Consider the following 16,769-nt stretch of genomic DNA (forward strand, 5'->3'; position numbering starts at 1 on the left):
GATCTGCGGGGCCGGTCCGATGCAACAGATACTCCTCGGGCCGGTTCCGGCCGTCAATAGCTGGTGTCACCGCACTCGGGTCGGAACCCGGCGGCCCGCCGTCAATCCGGTCGGACCCGGGGCCGGTGCTGCCTCAGAACAGCGTGATGCCGGTGAGTTCGGCGAGTTTCTCGGTGAGCCTGTCCTGGAAGCTGGGATCGGTGACCGCCGGGGCCGGCTTCTGCTGCCGGCGATGGTGCCAGTACTTGCCCGAGACCAGGGCGGCGGGGTCCTTGCTGACGGCGAGCCAGCACTGGGTGTCGTGGCCCATAGCCAGGTCGTCGGGGGCGCCGGCGCCGCCCATTCTGGTGGGCACCCAGCCCGGGTCAACGGAGTTGCTGAGCACGTCGGGCCAGTGGCGGGCGACGGAGGCGGCAAGCGCAGAGATGTGGAGTTTGCTCTCGGAGTAGGCGGCGCCGGCATTCCAGCGGCGTTCGGTCCAGTCGATGTCGTGGAGGCTTCCGCCGGCCCCGCGGTGCATGCCGCTGCTGAGGTAGATCAGCCGGTGCGGCCGCTCGATCAGGGCGGTGAGGAGGTAGGGGGCGAGCACGTTGACGGCCAGGGTGCGGGAATGTCCCTCCGGGGTCGCGACGCGCCCCGGCGAGAGGTAGACGCCGGCGTTGTGGATGACGGCGTCCATCCGCCCGTGCGCGTTGACCTGCCCGGCGAGGTCCCGGGTTTCGGCGGCGCTGCTGAGGTCGCCAATCACAACGCCGGCCGCCTGCGGGGCAAGTCCATCGAGGGCAGCCGCGCGCTCCGTGCTGCGGGCGTGCAAGAGGACCTCGTGGCCTTCAGCCAGCAGCGTCCGGGCGCTGGCGAGTCCGAGTCCATCGGTCGAACCGGTGATGAATATGCGGGCCATGCGCTGATCCTATCCGTGGTCCGGTGCCGGCGACCGGTGCCGTCGACTCGGCGGGGCAGCAGTTGCGCGGAGCTAAAACGGATCACCCGTAACTGGACCAAGGCCCCGTTCGATCGTGACGGTGCCGGCGTCGCCGTCGACGCGGATCCGCTGGCCGCTGGTGAGCCGCTGGGTGGCCACTCCGGTGCCCAGCACGGCCGGGATGCCGTACTCGCGGGCCACGATGGAGCTGTGGCTCAACGGGCCGCCGACGTCGGTGACCACGGCGGAGGCCATCGCGAACAGTGAGGTCCAGGCGGGAGTGGTGATGCGGGCGACCAGGACGTCCCCGGGCACCATCCGGGCGAAATCCTGGGGCCCGCTGAGGACCCGGGCGGGGGCGGTGACCCGGCCCGAGCTGGCGCCGGTGCCTTTGATGATGTCGCTGGGCTGGTCCTGCGGGCCTGCCGGCATCATGGACCCGAAGGCCCGCTCCATCCACCGGCTTTCCGGGAGAAGCTGCGGGGCGGCAGCCCTGGCCTGGCCCCGCCACAGCATCTTGCGCTCTTCGACGGCGCCGGCGCGGACGGGCTGCTTTGCTCCGGTAATGGCCACTGCCGCCGTTGCGCCCGGGCTGGTGAGGCCGAACTCGACGGCGCTGCGCAGCTCCCGGTGGCGCAGCCAGAACACGTCGGCGGGCTCGGCGATGACGCCGGCGCCGACCAGCCGCCGTCCGAGCTCGAACAGCATCCGGCGCAGCAGCGGCCAGGCCAGGCCGACGTCGGCCAGGGCATCCTCGCGGATCGGGTTGGCGCTCTGTGCCCACCGCAGCAGCTTCAGGAACACGGCCCGGCGGCGCGGCCCAAGCCGGTCGGCCGCCCGGCTTGTCAGATCCTCCCGGCGGGCGGCCGACAGCCGCTGCCGCTCGTACGGGTCAGTGCCCTGTCCCCGCAGGTAGAACTTCACCGTCTCCAGCAGCGGCGCGGGATCGTCGGCCGGCACCGGGCAGACGAAGTCCAGGTTGTAGACCGCATGGCCGAACCGGCCGAGGTGGTCCTGGAATCGGGAATGCCACTGCTGCCAGAGGCCCGGGTCGACGCCGGCAGGCGGGATGCCGGTGCGCTGGGCGGTAACCAGCGCCGTCGTCGGTTCCTCAAGGATCACCGCAGCCAGCCCCGGAACCCCACGGGCCCAGACCGACAGGTCGTACAGCGATTTTTCGGCCCGGATGGGTTCGCTGTCGTAGCCGAGGAGGAACGTCTGGGCGGGAGGATCCCCGTCGCGGCGCACGAACTTGTCGTAATACGCCCGGAAGGACATTTCGCTGGTGGCGGCGAGCGGAATGATGGACTGCACGGCCGTGTAGTACACGGTGCCGGCGTCGAGCAGCGCCTGCGCACCCTCCAGCAGGTCCTCGCCGGAGAGTTCCTCAACGGGTGTCGCCGACCAGTCCTTGATCACCCGCTCGTAGCGGGGATGCGAAAATTCCCGCCAGCCGGCCACTCCCATGTGCGCCTTGCCACGGACCAGGGCGCGCACCGCCGTTAACGTTTTGGCTGTCACCCGCCACAGGGCCGAGGTGCGGTAGTAGTAATAGGCGTAGCCGTTAATCGTGGGCAGCCCCACGTCGTCCGCGCGGATGACGTTCTTGCCGACGGCCTCGGCGAGCAAAGCCCGCAGCGACCGTGACACCGAGCCGTCAATGAGGTCGGCGAACAGCGGCGAGAGCGGGTCGGGCAGCTGTTCCACGATGCTCGCCCGGAAGTAGAGCCCCTTCGGGTACGGCACCGGCCAGGTATCCGGGGTGTCGGCCGCCGGTTCGGGCAGTGCGGTGATGGGCCGGGACTGCAGGATGAAAAACTCCCCGCCGGCCCGTGCCCACTCGATGTCCTGCGGTGTCCCGAAATGTTCCATGATCCGTGTTCCATAGCCGGCCAGCTCCGCCGCTGCCAGGTCGTCCAGGACGGGCAGGTGACGGCGGTCCGCCGGCACCGGTTCCTCCCGTGTGCCGTGCTCCGCGTAGACCGTCATGACCTGTTTGTCCGCTGTGCGGCGGGACAGCACATGGCCCGTCCCGGCGTCGACGACGACGTCGTCGGTGCTGACCGTTCCGCTGACGACGGACTCGCCCAGGCCCCACGCGGCACTGATGACGAGCCGGTCGCGGCGTCCGTTGGCCGGGTTGGCGGTGAACATGACCCCGGCTGCCTCGGCGTCGATCATCCGCTGGACCACGACGGCGAGGCGTACCGCGGCGGGTCCGATGCCCTCACGCGCCCGGTAGGCCATGGCGCGCGCCGTCCACAGGGAGGCCCAGCACTCTGTCACGGCCGCGGCCAGGGCCTCCATCCCGGTGACGTTGAGGTAGGTTTCCTGTTGCCCGGCGAAGCTGGCCGAGGGGAGGTCCTCGGCCGTGGCGGAGGAGCGGACCGCCACGGCTGGATCCCCGGTGCCGAGATGCCGGTAGGCAGCGCCGAGTTCCGCTGCGATGGCGGCCGGCATGGATCCGCCCGTGAACAGGGCGCGGATCCGTTGCGCGGCGTCCTCGTAGTCCTGCGGCGTTGCGTGCGGTGACAGCGCGGCCAGTTCTTGAATCCCGGCCCCGAGGTGGTTGGCGTCCACAAAGTCCGCATAGGCGGCGGTGGTCAGCACAAATCCGGGTGGGACCGGCAGCCCGGCCCCAATGAGGCCGCCCAGTCCGATCCCCTTGCCGCCGGCCAAGGCGACGTCGTCTGGTCCCACATCGCCGAGGTGGTTGACGTAAGTCATGACAGTGCATCCTTCTGCCCGGAGCCGGGGCCCCTTCCTGGAGCCTGATGCCCTATCACTTTTGGTGCCCATCCGCGGGTTTTAGCAACCAGGAGTGACAGGGCAACGGGGAGGCGGGGCGGGGCTCCTTCCTTGGGCCTGATGCCCAACATACTGGCACTGCCGCAGGCAAGAGGCCAGAGCTGGCACAGCTCAGGGGGCCGGCGCCGGACCCTTGGCGTCGTCGGGAAACGTGACCGCGACGGTACCTGCCAGGGCTGACCTGAAATCGGCGGCGAGCCGCGGGAGCGCACCGGCACTGGGAATCCGCTGCCCGCGGAGTTCCGTCTCCAGGCCTGTGCAGTAGAGGGTCATTTGCTCCGCTCCGAGCATTGCCGAGCTTGCCTTGAGGCTGAGGACGGCGTTCAGGGCGGCCGCGGGGTCCGCCGCTGCCAGCGCCCCGTCCACGCGGGCAAGGCGGTCCTCGAAAAGTTTGAGGAAATCGTCCGCAAACCTGGCTGCGGCCGAACGCCCGGCGTGTTCGATCAGGGCCTGCAGTTCAAGGGGGTTCAAGACCGGTGGTGCTCCAGGACCAGCGCCGGAAAGCGGCTGTGCAGTCTTGTGATCGGGCACTGGTGCCCCGGACAGCGGCTTGTTCATAGCGTCCCCCAACGTCATGACCTCAAGCCTAGTCTGCGCCGCGGGCCGGTCCTAACGCTCCGGAAGTGCTACGGGCCCCGCGGCTCCGCTGCCGCCCGCCAGCCGCAGCCGGCCCACGCGCTCGCCCAGGATCCGCCGGGCCTCACCGGGCAGGCCCTCGTCGCTGATCAGCTCGTCCGCCTCCTCGAGGCCGGCGATGGTGCTGATACCAAAGGTGCCCCACTTTGTGTGGTCCGCCAGCACCACCACCCGGCGGGCCGCGGCCACGAAGGCCCGGTCCGTCTCGGCCTCCAGCACGTTCGGCGTCGTAAATCCCGCGTCGGCATCGACGCCGTGGACGCCCAGGAACAAAACGTCCAGGTGCAGCTGTTTCAGGGCCGAGGTGGCCAGCGGACCCACCAGGGCATCCGAGGGCGTGCGCTGGCCGCCGGTCAGGATCACGGTGGACGGGGATGAGCTCTGGTGGAAGACATCGGCCACGCGGACCGAGTTGGTGACCACGGTGATCCGGGGCCCAACGGACAGCAGCTGCGCCAGCGCCCACGTGGTGGTCCCCGCGCTGAGCCCCACCGCCATGCCCTCGCGCACCTGGGCCGCTGCCTCCTGTGCGATCGCCATCTTCTCGTCCTGCAGCTGGGTCACCTTCAGTTCGAAGCCGGGCTCGTGGGTGCTCACCCCGCCGGGGAGTTTGGCGCCGCCGTGGATCTTCTCCACGGCGCCGGCCGCATCGAGCGCCTCGATGTCCCGCCGGACGGTCATCAGGGACACGCCGAGCATTTGTGCGAGGTCCGCGACGCGGACGATCCGCTCGCGCTGGACCTCCGCGATGATGGCGGAGTGGCGGGCTGCGGCTAGCATGCTGCGTCCTTCGGGTGTGCTGGCAGGGACATCGGGGGAGTGGACGGCGGCGAGTGCGCAGGCTTCCTCCTGCACATCGTATCTTCCGAGCACCGCAAAAGCACACACTTTCTGCTTCATTTTGTTCTCTATTGTTTGAAAATGTTTTCTCGTGTACAACTGGAACCATGACGCGAACCACGATGACCCGGCTGGCCGACGGCCGCGAGATCCTCTTCTTTGACGACGCCGGCTCCGCCGAGCGCCCCGCCGCATCCCTCGTGGACCACCGCGAGCTGCCCGCCCGCCCGGAACCGGGCCAGTTGCGCTTTGACGCGCTCAGCCGCGAATGGGTGGCCGTCGCCGCGCACCGGCAGACGCGCACCCACCTGCCGCCGGCGGACCAGTGCCCGATCTGCCCGACGACGCCGGCCAACCAGACCGAGATTCCGGCGCCGGACTACGACGTCGCCGTTTTCGAGAACCGCTTCCCTTCCCTCGGGCCGGACACGCATGCAGTGCCCGCGGCACCGGGCTGGGGGACCACCGCACCCGCCGTCGGCCGCTGCGAAGTGGTCGCCTTCACGCCGCAGCACACCGGATCGTTCGCCGAACTGGGCTGGCGCCGCAGCCGCACGGTGATCGACGCCTGGGCCCACCGCACGGAAGCACTCAGCGCGCTGCCCGGCATCCAGCAGGTTTTCCCGTTCGAAAACCGGGGCGCCGACATCGGCGTCACCCTGCACCACCCGCACGGCCAGATCTACGCCTACCCGTACGTCACGCCCCGCGCCGCTGTCCTGGCCGCCGCGGCCGGCGAGTACTTCGACACCGCGGACGGCACGGCGACGCTCACGTCCTCCCTGCTCCGGGCCGAACGCGGCGACGGCAGCCGCATGGTGCTCGAGGGAGAACACTTCAGCGCCTACGTCCCCTTCGCGTCGCGCTGGCCGCTGGAGGTCCACCTCGTCCCGCACCGCCAGGTCCCCGACCTCGCCGCCCTGAGCGGGGCCGAGCGCGACGAACTGGCGCAGCTCTACCCCGAACTCCTGAAGCGCTTCGACGCCCTGTACCCCACCCCGACCCCCTACATCGCGGCCTGGCACCAGGCCCCGCTGGAGCCGGCCCTGCGCCGGGCCGGACACCTGCACCTGCAGCTGACGTCGCCCCGCCGCGCCGCGGACAAGCTCAAGTACCTGGCAGGTTCCGAGGCGGCCATGGGCGCATTCATCAACGACACCACCCCCGAGTCCGTCGCGGCCCGGCTGCGGGAAGTCGCCAGCGAACCGGCCGCCGCAGCCCGCACCACCCTGACCCCGGAAGGCGCCCCCGCATGAACACCACCACCCGCACCGACGCCGGGGCCGGCGGCCTGGCGGACAGCCTGACCGGCCTTTTCGAGGCCACGTTCGGCGCGGCCCCGTCCGGCGTCTGGGCCGCCCCCGGCCGGGTAAACCTGATCGGCGAGCACACCGACTACAACGAGGGCTTCGTCCTGCCCTTCGCCATTGACAAACGGGCGACGACGGCGGTCCGGCCCCGCGGGGGCTCCCTCGGCAAAGACAGTACTGTCCGGCTGCTGTCCACCTCCGGCGGCGAGGGCATCGTGGAAACCGATATTACCGACCTGGCCCCCGGCGCCGTCACCGGCTGGGCCAAGTACCCCCTCGGCGTGGTCTGGGCGCTGCAGCAGCGCGGCATCGAGGTCCCCGGCTTCGATCTCCTCCTCGATTCAGACGTCCCGCTCGGCGCGGGGCTGTCCTCCTCGCACGCCATCGAATGCGCCGTCGTGACAGCCCTTAATGACCTCACCGGCGCCGGACTGACCGCCGAGGAGATGGTCACGCTCACCCAGCATGCGGAAAACGCCTTCGTCGGCGCACCGACCGGCATCATGGACCAGTCGGCGTCGCTGCGCGGAGCCGGCGGGCACGCCGTCTTCCTCGACTGCCGGGACCAGTCCGTCCAGCTCGTGCCGTTCGAGGCGCAGGAGGCCGGACTCGTGCTGCTGGTCATTGACACCAAGGTCTCGCACTCGCACGCCGACGGCGGCTATGCCTCCCGGCGGGCGTCCTGCGAGCTCGGCGCCGAGGTCCTGGGCGTCACGGCGCTGCGGGATGTCGCCGTCGCGGACCTCGAGGAGGCCAGGCGGCTGCTCGATCCGGTGACCTTCCGGCGGGTCCGGCACATCGTCACCGAAAACGACCGGGTGCTGCAGGCCGTGGACACCCTCCGGTCCCAGGGGCCGGCCCACATCGGCGGCCTGCTCGATGCCAGCCACGCCTCCATGCGCGACGACTTCGAGATCTCCTGCCCCGAACTGGACCTCGCCGTGGACACCGCCCGCAGCCACGGGGCCATCGGCGCCCGCATGACCGGTGGCGGCTTCGGCGGCTCGGCCATCGCCCTCACCCCGGTGCGGGACGAGCGCCAGGTGCGCGACGCCGTCGTCCGCGCCTTCACGGACGCCGGGTTCACCGCGCCGGACATCTTCACCGTCACGCCGGCCGCCGGAGCGGAGCGCCTTTCCTGACATCGATTGCTCCACAACCGCCCTTTTGACCCCTCAAAAGGGCGGTTATGGAGCAGCCGATGGGCGCTTGGCCGCCGTGGAGCAGCCGATGGGCGCTAGGCCGCCGCGGCGCAGCCGCAGGACTGCCGGATCCGCAGCGTGGTGGGGAATGTCTGGTGACCGGACGGCTGGCCGCGGCTCGCGCCGACCAAGGCCTTGACGGCAGCGTCCGCCATCACCCGGACCGGCTGCTCCACGGTGGTGAGGGCGGGCCAGCTGTATTCCGCCTCCGCGGAACCGTCGAAGGAGGTCAGGGCGATATCGCCCGGCACCGTCAGCCCGGCTTCGTGGATGGCGCGCAGAATGCCGATCGCCTGCATGTCGGAGCTGGCGAAGATGGCGGTGGGACGGTTCGCCGAGGCGAGCAGCCTGCGGCCGACGGCGTAGCCGCCCTCCCGGCTGAACGGTCCGCGGACTATGGGGCCTTCCGGCAGCCCGGCCGCGGCCAGCGCCTGCTGCCAGCCCTCTTCGCGGAGGTCGTAATCTTGGCCCGTGTTGGTGCCCATGGCGAGGGCGATGTTGGTGTGCCCGTGTCCGATCAGGTGGTCCACCGCCATCCGGGCGCCCGCGGCGAGATCCACCCCCACGCTGTTGAAGCCTGGCGCCTGGCCGCCATGGTTCAGGAGCACCGCGGGGATGTCGGCCGATTCGAGTGCCTCGAGGTCAGGTTCAAAGAGCACACTGGCAAGCACCACGCCGTCGACCTGGCGGGAAGCGAGGTTGCGGATGTTCCGGCGCTCCTTGGCCAGGTTGCCGTCGGAGTTGGTCAGCAGCAGCGCATAGCCGAGCTCGGCGGCGGCGTCCTCCACGGCGTGGGCCAGCAGCGAGAAGAAGGGGTTGGTGTTGTCCGGGATGACCAGGCCGATGGTCTCGCTGGAGCCGAGCTTCAGGGCTCGCGCGGCTGCGTTCGGCCGGTAGCCCAGAATGCGGATGGCATCCTGGACCTTGGCCTCGGTGGCGGGGGCCACCTTCTTCGGGCCGCCGTTGACGACGTAACTGACGACGGCGGTGCTCACGCCCGCGTAGCGGGCGACGTCCTTGCGGGTCACCGGGCCGCGGGGGGTGTGCACTGCCGAAGTTGTCATGGGGTACATGCTAACTATCAGCGGTCGGCGCATCGCCGAAATCGCGGATGGGCAGGCGTTCGCCGTTGCGCTGGGCCGATGCGTGCGCCACGATTCCGGGCAGCGTGAAACGCGCCGCGACCCACGCGTTGACCGGCGGGAGCGACCCGCTGTTGACCGCAGTCACGAAGTCGTCCACAAGGAACTGGTGGCTCCCGTCGTGCCCGTTCGGTGCGCCCCGGAATTCCTCCGGGAGCCGGCTGCTGTCGTGCACCGGCGCCAGCCCGGAGATGAAGGCGTCCCGCAGTTCGGGGGCGACGTCCGCCAGGGACGGATCGTCCAGCGGAATGCTGGGCCGGGTCTCCAGCTGGGCCGAGATGTCATGAACGTCCTTTTTGTCCTGCCACACGCTGACGGTGGCGAGCTGTTCGAAGCTTGCCTCGGTCCCGAAGAAGCGGAAACGGGATTCGCGGATGTGCGAGGGGTAGCCCACGCGGCGCATCTCGTTGGTGCGCATCACTGCGCCGTCGTTCAATTCGAACAGGGCCGTGGCGTTGGAGAAATCGTTGCTGAACATACTGACGTCCTTATCGAAGACGCCGTCCGGACGGTCGTCCTTGACCCCGACGCAGCTGACGCTCACGGCGTGGGCCGGCACGGCACCCAGGACCCCGCCGATGGCGTGCGTGGGGTAGAGCATGGGCGGGTAGCTGGCTGTTTCCTTCCATCGCTCGCCGCCGCTGTACTGGTAAGCCTCGTAGAAGCCCAGGTCCATGTCGTGGACATAGTCGCCCTCGGCGTAGAAGATCCGGCCAAACCTGCCGGCCGCGTGCTGGTCCCGCGCGTAGACCGTGGCCGGGTTGTAGAAGCTGGTCTCGCCCATCGCGTACACCAGCCCGGTCTCGCGGACCGTCTCGATGATGAGAGCGATCTCGTCTTCGGTGATGGCCATGGGGACCGCCGAGTAGACGTGTTTGCCGGCCCGAAGGGCCTGCACCACGAGCGGACCATGCGTCCAGCGCTGGGTAAAGATGGCGACGGCGTCGACGTCGGACGCCAGCAGGTCCTCGAAACTGGCCATGGTGCCATCCAGTGCCCACTGCTCGCGGGCCGCTGCGGCACGTTCCGGACGTTCGTCGACGGCGACGACCTTGCTGACACCGGGGTGAAGCTTGAAGAGGTGGGCGAAGTGGCCACCGAACTGGCCGACACCGACGACTCCGAGGGAAAACGTCACTGTTACCTACCCGATCTACCCGGAATGCCGGGTGCTGTGCCCGCGCGGGCGCTCGGCAAAAGTGTCCCACGACGATCTACTCGAGTCAACGGTTACCGGCGGGTACAAGAAAAGCCGCGTATTTCTGGAAATTATCTCTTGCCAGCACGAATCTACTCGTGTAGATTCATTCCCAGTTGTTACCCACATCACACCATCAGGAAGAGTCAACGATGACTACCATCACCAAACTTCCGGATCCCGTGGCTGGCGGATCCAAGCCTTCGCACCGCGGCAGGGCTTCCCGGCCCGGCCGGGGCCGCGGCCTCGGCGACCTGCGGATCGCACTGCTGTTCATCCTCCCGGCCATGGTCGGCTTCGTTGCCTTCTACCTGGTCCCCACGATCCGCGGCGTCTACCTCAGCTTCACCGAGTACAGCGTCCTGGGGGATCCCACCTGGATCGGCACCAAGAACTACACCGCGATCTTCGCCGACGAGCTGTTCTGGAACGCCATGGCGGTCACCCTCCAGTACGTCGGCCTGAACATCGGATTCCAGACCGTCATCGCCCTCGGACTGGCGCTCCTGATGCACCGGGTGGCCAAATCCACGCTCATCCGCGGCGCGCTGCTGCTGCCGTTCCTCGTCGCCAACGTGATCGTCGCGCTGCTGTGGTTCTGGATGCTGGACTACCAGATCGGCATCGTCAACGAGATCATCAACTGGTTCGGCCTGCCCCGCATCGCCTTCTTCGGCAGCGAGCAGTGGGCCATCCCCACCATCGCCGGCGTCAACGTCTGGCGGCACATGGGCTACACCGCGCTGCTGATTTTCGCGGGGCTGCAGTCCATCCCCAACCATGTCTACGAGGTCGCCTCCCTGGACGGCGCATCGCCCACCCGGACCTTCTGGAGCATCACCATGCCGCTCCTGCGCCCCGTGCTGGTGCTGGTCCTGGTGGTCACCGTGATCGGGTCCTTCCAGGTCTTCGACACCGTGGCCGTCACCACCGGCGGCGGCCCCATCAACGCCTCCCGCGTCATCCAGATGTACATCTACCAGAAGGCCTTCGGTGAATCCGATTTCGGCTACGCCTCGGCCCTGTCCGTCATTCTCTTCGTCATTCTCGCCCTCGTGGCCTTCATCCAGATGAAGTTCCTCAAGGGCGACGAATCGGATCTGGACTAAGGAATACCAGCCATGACAACCTCCGCACTCTCCCGCAAGACGCCCGCCAGCAAGCCCGGCCGCCGGCCCGCCGACAAGAAGCCCTTCAACTGGCGCCGCGCCGGCGCCTGGACCCTGGTCGTCGTCGCCGTCATCGTGACGGTGGCACCGTTCCTCTGGATGCTCCGCACCGCGCTCTCCAGCAACGCTTCGCTCGCCTCCAACGCCAGCAACCTGCTGCCGGCAGACTTCAGCCTCGGCGCGTTCAAACGGGTCCTCGGCCTGCAGACCGCCGAGGAGGCCATCGCCGAAGGCGGCTCCGGCGCCGCCATCAACTTCTGGCTGTACCTGCGGAACTCCATCATCTTCGCCACTGTCACCACCGCCGGGCAGGTGTTCTTCAGCGCGATGGCCGCCTACGCCTTCTCCCGGCTCCGCTGGCCCGGCCGCAACGTGGTCTTCGGCCTTTTCCTCGCCACCATGATGGTTCCGCCGATCTTCACCGCACTGCCCAACTTCCTCATGATCAAGAACCTCGGCCTGCTCAACACGTTCGCCGGACTGGCCCTGCCCTTCCTGTTCATGACACCGTTCGCCATCTTCTTCCTGCGCCAGTTCTTCCTCTCCATGTCCCGCGAAGTGGAGGAAGCCGCCATGCTCGACGGCGCCAAGCACGTCCGGATCTTCTTCCAGATCGTGCTGCCCAACGCCGCCGCACCGCTGGCGACCCTGGCCCTGCTGACCTTCATCGGCCAGTGGAACGAATACTTCTGGCCGCTGCTGGTGGGCCAGGACGAAAGCGTCCGCGTCCTCACCGTGGGCCTGGGCGTCTTCAAATCCCAGTCCCCGCAGGGCGCCCCCGACTGGTCCGGCCTGATGGCCGCGACCCTGATCGCCGCCCTGCCGGTCCTCCTGCTCTTCATCGCCTTCGGCAAGCGGGTGGTCAACTCCATCGGCTTCTCCGGCATCAAATAACCCCCGCACCACTCCTTCCGCCCCACCCCACGCTCCCACTATGCACATCCCTGAAAGGCTCATCATGAAGAAGACCCTCGGCGCCGTCGCTGCCGCCGCAGCCATCGCCCTCTCCCTGTCCGCATGCGGCGGTTCCGCGCCCTCAGCCGATGCGAAGGGCGAAATCAACTACTGGCTCTGGGACGCCAACCAGCTCCCTGCCTACCAGCAGTGCGCGGACGATTTCACCAAGGCCAACCCGGACATCACGGTCAAGATCACCCAGCGCGGCTGGGATGACTACTGGACCACACTGACCAACGGCTTCGTCGCCGGCACGGCCCCGGACGTCTTCACCAACCATCTCTCCAAGTACCCCGAGTACGCCGCGAAGAAGCAGCTGCTCTCCCTGGACGACGCCGTCGCGAAGGACGGCATCAAGCTGGAGAGCTACACCAAGGGGCTGCCCGAGCTCTGGGTCGGCCAGGACGGCAAGCGCTACGGCCTGCCCAAAGACTGGGACACCGTGGGCCTGTTCTACAACAAGGCCATGGCCGACTCCGCCGGCCTTAGCGCCGAGCAGATGGCCAACCTGGACTGGAACCCGCAGGACGGCGGCAGCTACGAGAAGGCGATCGCGCACCTCACCGTGGACAAGAACGGTGTGCGCGGCGACGAGGCCGGCTTCGACAAGAACAACGTCGCGGTCTACGGCCTCGGCCTCGCCGGCGGCGGGTCCGGCCAGGGCCAGACCGAGTGGAGCTTCCTGACCGCGACCACCGGCTGGACCCACACCGACAAGAACCCGTGGGGCACCGAGTTCAACTACGATGACCCCCGCTTCCAGGAGACCATCGCCTGGTGGGCCGGCCTGATCGAGAAGGGCTACATGCCCAAGCTGGAAACCACCGTGGGCGCCAGCCTCGCGGACAACTTCGGCGCCGGCAAGGCCGCGATCAACACCACCGGCGACTGGCTGATCGGCCAGTACCAGAGCTACAAGGGCGTGGAAACCGCGTTCGCCCCCACCCCGAAGGGACCCGAGGGCAAGCGGGCCAGCATGTTCAACGGACTGGCCGACTCCGTCTGGGCCGGCACCAAGAACCCGGCCGGCGCGGTCAAGTGGGTCGAATACCTCGGCTCCACCGCCTGCCAGGACGTCGTCGCCAAGAAGGCCGTGGTCTTCCCGGCCATCACCAGCTCCTCCGAAGTCGCCGCCAAAGCCTTCGCTGACAAGGGCACCGACGTTTCCGCCTTCACCACCCACATCAAGGACGGCACCACGTTCCTCTTCCCGATTGCGGACAAGGCAGCCAAGGTGGACGGCATCATGAAGCCGGCCATGGACGCCGTCCTCGCGGGCAAGAAGCCGGCCAGCTCGCTCACGGAAGCCAACAACCAGGTCAACGCCCTGTTCAAGTAGGGCCCACCCGCCCCGGATGCCGCCGCTACCTCCTCGCGGCGGCGGCATCCGGTATTTCCCCCTTAGACCACACCTGTACTGCGACCACCCCCGCACTTCGCAACCCGCGTCCCGGACGCGCCCCGAACCACCGAAAGAGACCCGCCATGGAACCCCTGTACCTCCGCTCCGCCAGCACCAGCCTGGTGATCAGCTTCGACAGCGGGGAGGCTGAGGTCATCCACTGGGGTGCCGACCTGGGCGATGCCCTGCCCGACCTGGCCATCCTCGGCGCTCCCGTCTCGAACTCCGCGGTCGACGCAGCCGTCCCCGCCGGGCTCCTCCCGCAGGCCTCCTCCAGCTGGCGCGGCCGCCCCGCCCTCCGCGGGCACCGGATCGCCGACGGCGTTCCCGGCTACGACTTCTCCGCCCGCCTCCGCGTGGCCGAGGTAACCCCGGACGGCGCCGGCGCCGTCGTTATCATCCAGGCAGATGCCGACGCCGGGATCCGCGTCGCATCCGTCCTCACACTGCACGACGGCGGCCTGCTGGAACTGCGCCACACCGTGACCAACACCGGCACCTCGCCGTACCAGCTCGACGAACTGGCCACGGTCCTCCCGGTGGCGCCGGACGCCGTCGAGCTCCTGGACCTGACCGGGCGCTGGTGCCGGGAACGCCACCCGCAGCGCCGCGCCATCGAACAGGGAACCTGGGTGCGCACCGGCCGGCACGGCCGCACCGGCCACGATTCCTCGCTGCTCTTCGCCGCCGGCACCGCCGGCTTCGGCAACCGCCACGGCAAGGTCTGGGCCACCCACCTGGCCTGGAGCGGCAACCACGAACAGTTCGCGGACACGATCGGGGACGGGCGGACAATGATCGGCGGTTCCGAACTGCTGGGCCCGGCCGAGGTCATCCTGGCCCCCGGCGGCAGCTACACGACGCCCGCGCTGTTCGCCGCCTATTCGGACCGCGGCCTGGACGGCATCAGCGAGTCCTTCTACGACTGGTTCCGGAACCGGCCGCACCACGTGCTGCCCTCCGCAGCCGCGGCCGGGCTGTCGCAGACCGGCGCTGCCGCTGCCGGCAAGCCGCGCCCGGTGGTGCTGAACACCTGGGAGGCCGTGTATTTCGACCACAACCTCACCACCCTGATTGAACTCGCGGACTCCGCCGCGGAGCTGGGCGTCGAGCGGTTCGTGCTCGACGACGGCTGGTTCCGAGGCCGCCGCGATGACACCGCCGGCCTCGGCGACTGGTACGTGGACGAGACCCTCTGGCCGTCCGGGCTCACCCCGCTGATCGACGCCGTGACGTCCCGCGGGATGGAATTCGGGCTGTGGGTGGAGCCGGAGATGGTGAACCTGGACTCCGACGTCGTCCGGGCGCATCCGGAATGGATTGTCGGCCCCTCGGTGCAGAGTTACAAGGACGGCGGGCGGCTGCCGCTGGAATGGCGGCACCAGCACATCATCGACCTCGTCAACCCGGACGCCTGGCAGTACATTTACGACCGCGTGGACGCGCTGCTGCGCGAGAACAACATCAGCTACCTCAAGTGGGACCAGAACCGGGACCTGCTGGAGCACGGCCACGCCGGCCGCGCCTCGGTGCACGAACAGACCCTCGCCGCGTACCGGCTGTTCGACGCGCTCAAGGCCGCGCATCCCGGCGTCGAGATTGAAAGCTGCTCCTCAGGCGGCGCCCGGGTGGACCTCGGCATCCTGGAACGGACCGACCGGGTCTGGGCCTCGGACTGCAACGACGCCCTGGAACGGCAGACCATCCAGCGATGGACCGGAATGGTTCTCCCGCCGGAACTCGTGGGCGGACACGTCGGCCCCACCACCTCGCACACCACGGCCCGCACGCACGACCTCTCCTTCCGCGCCCTCACCGCCCTGTTCGGGCACTTCGGGATGGAATGGGACGTCCGGCAGGTGCGGGGCGCGGAGCGCGAGGAGCTCAAGCGCTTCATTGGCATCTACAAGGAGCACCGCGGACTCATCCACTCGGGCCGGATGGTCCGGGCCGACCTGGCCGACGAATCCCTGATGCTGCACGGTGTGGTGGCTGCCGATGGCGGGCCCGCCGTGGCTGGTTCGACGGCGGCCCTGTTCACCCTGGTCAGCACCCGGACCTCACCCGCGGAGCAGCCCGGCCGGATCGCGATCCCGGGCCTCGCCGCCGATGCGGCCTACCGGGTGGAAGCGGTCTTCCCCGCCCCGGGCGACGCCGACTATGCCCACACCTACACCCAGGTCCAGCCCCCGGCCTGGTTGGCATCCGGGGCCACGGCCAGCGGCCGGTTCCTGGCAGAGGTGGGCCTGCCGATGCCCAGTCTCAATCCGGAGCACGCCCTGCTGCTGAAGATCACCGCCGCCTGACCCCCGGTCCCGCCCATCGATTGCTCCGCAACGGCCCTTTTGAGCCCCCAAAACGGCCGTTGCGGAGCAATCGATGACTGTCAGGACCGGCTATTGCCACACCCGCACGTTGTCCACCCTCATGCTGCCCCGCTCACCGAAAAGCCGCGAACCCCCCGAAACGCCCACATTGAGGAGTAGATAACGCGGGCTGTTGCCGTCCTTCGTGGCATAGGAGTGAATGAGCCGGCCGTCGTAGTAGATGTCGTTGGCTCCGGCCTTCCGGTGCAAACCGTACTGTGGTACGCGCCGGCCAAGCAATCGGGGACGTTGCGGGATTTCTTCCCCTCCGCTGAGTGATAGACGCTCCACATATCACCGCTGAGGGCCTCCGCTATGTCGATTTCTCCGGTGTGGGGAAACCGCTGCCCCACTGTCCACCACGCTGGCCAGTTGGGGATCCTGCTGCTGCAGGTTCCCGGGAAGTAGATCCGTGCTTCGGCGAAGCCGCTGGTGAACTCGAAGCCCGCGTGGCCGGGTGCACCGTCTTTGGGGTTGGTGGAGAGGAGTGCGCCGGACTCGGCGTCGGTGAGCTGGAGAACCGCTTCGCCATTGGCTACCCGTACGTTGCGCGAACAGGTCTTGACGTTGTTCATCACCGATTTGGGGTTGCAGTCGTTGAACCAGTAAGGAGTCCAGAACATTGTGTTCAGGGTGTCGAATTCGTCGTCGAAGACCAGATTCCACGGACCGCGAACGCCGTGCGGAAAGAACGACGCCCAGGGGCAGGGACGGAATGCCGCCGGTGCAGTGGTCCCCTGTCGGCCGGTGCCCACCCCGTGGCACCGGACGCTGTGCGGGCTGGTCGCACGTTGGTCCTTCCGTTTACAAATTCGGC

The 16,769-nt window shown here is 68.6% G+C and carries 13 protein-coding genes; 6 read left to right on the forward strand and 7 right to left on the reverse strand.

Annotated elements, in window-relative coordinates:
- Positions 1 to 133 precede the first annotated feature (133 nt).
- The 4 genes from ABIC21_RS05140 to ABIC21_RS05155 all read right to left on the reverse strand — a co-directional run bounded on the left by ABIC21_RS05140 (position 134) and on the right by ABIC21_RS05155 (position 5,146).
- Positions 134 to 901: an SDR family NAD(P)-dependent oxidoreductase gene (locus ABIC21_RS05140; protein ID WP_354349340.1), complete on the reverse strand. Its 768-nt coding sequence runs from the start codon at positions 899 to 901 to the stop codon at positions 134 to 136.
- 72 nt (positions 902 to 973) lie between these two features.
- Positions 974 to 3,649 (reverse strand): PEP/pyruvate-binding domain-containing protein, encoded by a 2,676-nt coding sequence (locus ABIC21_RS05145; protein WP_354349341.1) that lies wholly within the window; start codon positions 3,647 to 3,649, stop codon positions 974 to 976.
- Between the two features lie 192 nt (positions 3,650 to 3,841).
- Positions 3,842 to 4,201 (reverse strand): Hpt domain-containing protein, encoded by a 360-nt coding sequence (locus ABIC21_RS05150; protein WP_354349342.1) that lies wholly within the window; start codon positions 4,199 to 4,201, stop codon positions 3,842 to 3,844.
- 138 nt (positions 4,202 to 4,339) lie between these two features.
- Entirely contained in the window at positions 4,340 to 5,146 is an 807-nt protein-coding gene (locus ABIC21_RS05155) for a DeoR/GlpR family DNA-binding transcription regulator (RefSeq protein ID WP_354349343.1), read from the reverse strand.
- Positions 5,147 to 5,313: 167 nt separating this feature from the next.
- Here ABIC21_RS05155 and galT point away from each other — a divergent pair, with 167 nt between their 5' ends.
- Together galT and galK are read left to right on the forward strand one after the other, a co-directional pair.
- Positions 5,314 to 6,462 (forward strand): galactose-1-phosphate uridylyltransferase, encoded by a 1,149-nt coding sequence (gene galT, locus ABIC21_RS05160; RefSeq protein ID WP_354349344.1) that lies wholly within the window; start codon positions 5,314 to 5,316, stop codon positions 6,460 to 6,462.
- Positions 6,459 to 7,658, forward strand: coding sequence for a galactokinase (galK, locus tag ABIC21_RS05165; protein WP_354349345.1), 1,200 nt, complete (start codon positions 6,459 to 6,461; stop codon positions 7,656 to 7,658). Before galT ends, galK begins: the two co-directional genes overlap by 4 nt.
- 95 nt (positions 7,659 to 7,753) lie before the next feature.
- On the opposite strand, the gene ABIC21_RS05170 is transcribed toward galK, so the two are convergent.
- Complete coding sequence (locus ABIC21_RS05170; protein ID WP_354349346.1) at positions 7,754 to 8,782, reverse strand: LacI family DNA-binding transcriptional regulator; 1,029 nt, start codon at positions 8,780 to 8,782, stop codon at positions 7,754 to 7,756.
- A 10-nt stretch (positions 8,783 to 8,792) separates the two neighbouring features.
- Positions 8,793 to 9,998 (reverse strand): Gfo/Idh/MocA family protein, encoded by a 1,206-nt coding sequence (locus ABIC21_RS05175; protein WP_354349347.1) that lies wholly within the window; start codon positions 9,996 to 9,998, stop codon positions 8,793 to 8,795.
- Positions 9,999 to 10,210: 212 nt separating this feature from the next.
- Between ABIC21_RS05175 and ABIC21_RS05180 the strand changes: the two genes are divergently transcribed.
- The 4 genes from ABIC21_RS05180 to ABIC21_RS05195 all read left to right on the forward strand — a co-directional run bounded on the left by ABIC21_RS05180 (position 10,211) and on the right by ABIC21_RS05195 (position 15,892).
- Positions 10,211 to 11,167: a carbohydrate ABC transporter permease gene (locus tag ABIC21_RS05180; RefSeq protein ID WP_502935955.1), complete on the forward strand. Its 957-nt coding sequence runs from the start codon at positions 10,211 to 10,213 to the stop codon at positions 11,165 to 11,167.
- Positions 11,168 to 11,179: 12 nt separating this feature from the next.
- Entirely contained in the window at positions 11,180 to 12,121 is a 942-nt protein-coding gene (locus ABIC21_RS05185) for a carbohydrate ABC transporter permease (protein WP_354349348.1), read from the forward strand.
- 64 nt (positions 12,122 to 12,185) lie between these two features.
- On the forward strand, positions 12,186 to 13,523 hold the full coding sequence (locus tag ABIC21_RS05190; RefSeq protein ID WP_354349370.1) for an ABC transporter substrate-binding protein: 1,338 nt from the start codon (positions 12,186 to 12,188) through the stop codon (positions 13,521 to 13,523).
- A 146-nt stretch (positions 13,524 to 13,669) separates the two neighbouring features.
- Positions 13,670 to 15,892: an alpha-galactosidase gene (locus tag ABIC21_RS05195; protein ID WP_354349349.1), complete on the forward strand. Its 2,223-nt coding sequence runs from the start codon at positions 13,670 to 13,672 to the stop codon at positions 15,890 to 15,892.
- Positions 15,893 to 16,011: 119 nt separating this feature from the next.
- Here the strand turns inward: ABIC21_RS05195 and ABIC21_RS05200 are convergent, their stop codons facing one another.
- Entirely contained in the window at positions 16,012 to 16,575 is a 564-nt protein-coding gene (locus tag ABIC21_RS05200; protein WP_354349350.1) for a hypothetical protein, read from the reverse strand.
- Positions 16,576 to 16,769: the final 194 nt, after the last annotated feature.

The sequence above is a fragment of the Pseudarthrobacter sp. PvP090 genome (genome assembly GCF_040547365.1).
In the GTDB taxonomy this organism is placed as follows: Bacteria; Actinomycetota; Actinomycetes; order Actinomycetales; family Micrococcaceae; genus Arthrobacter.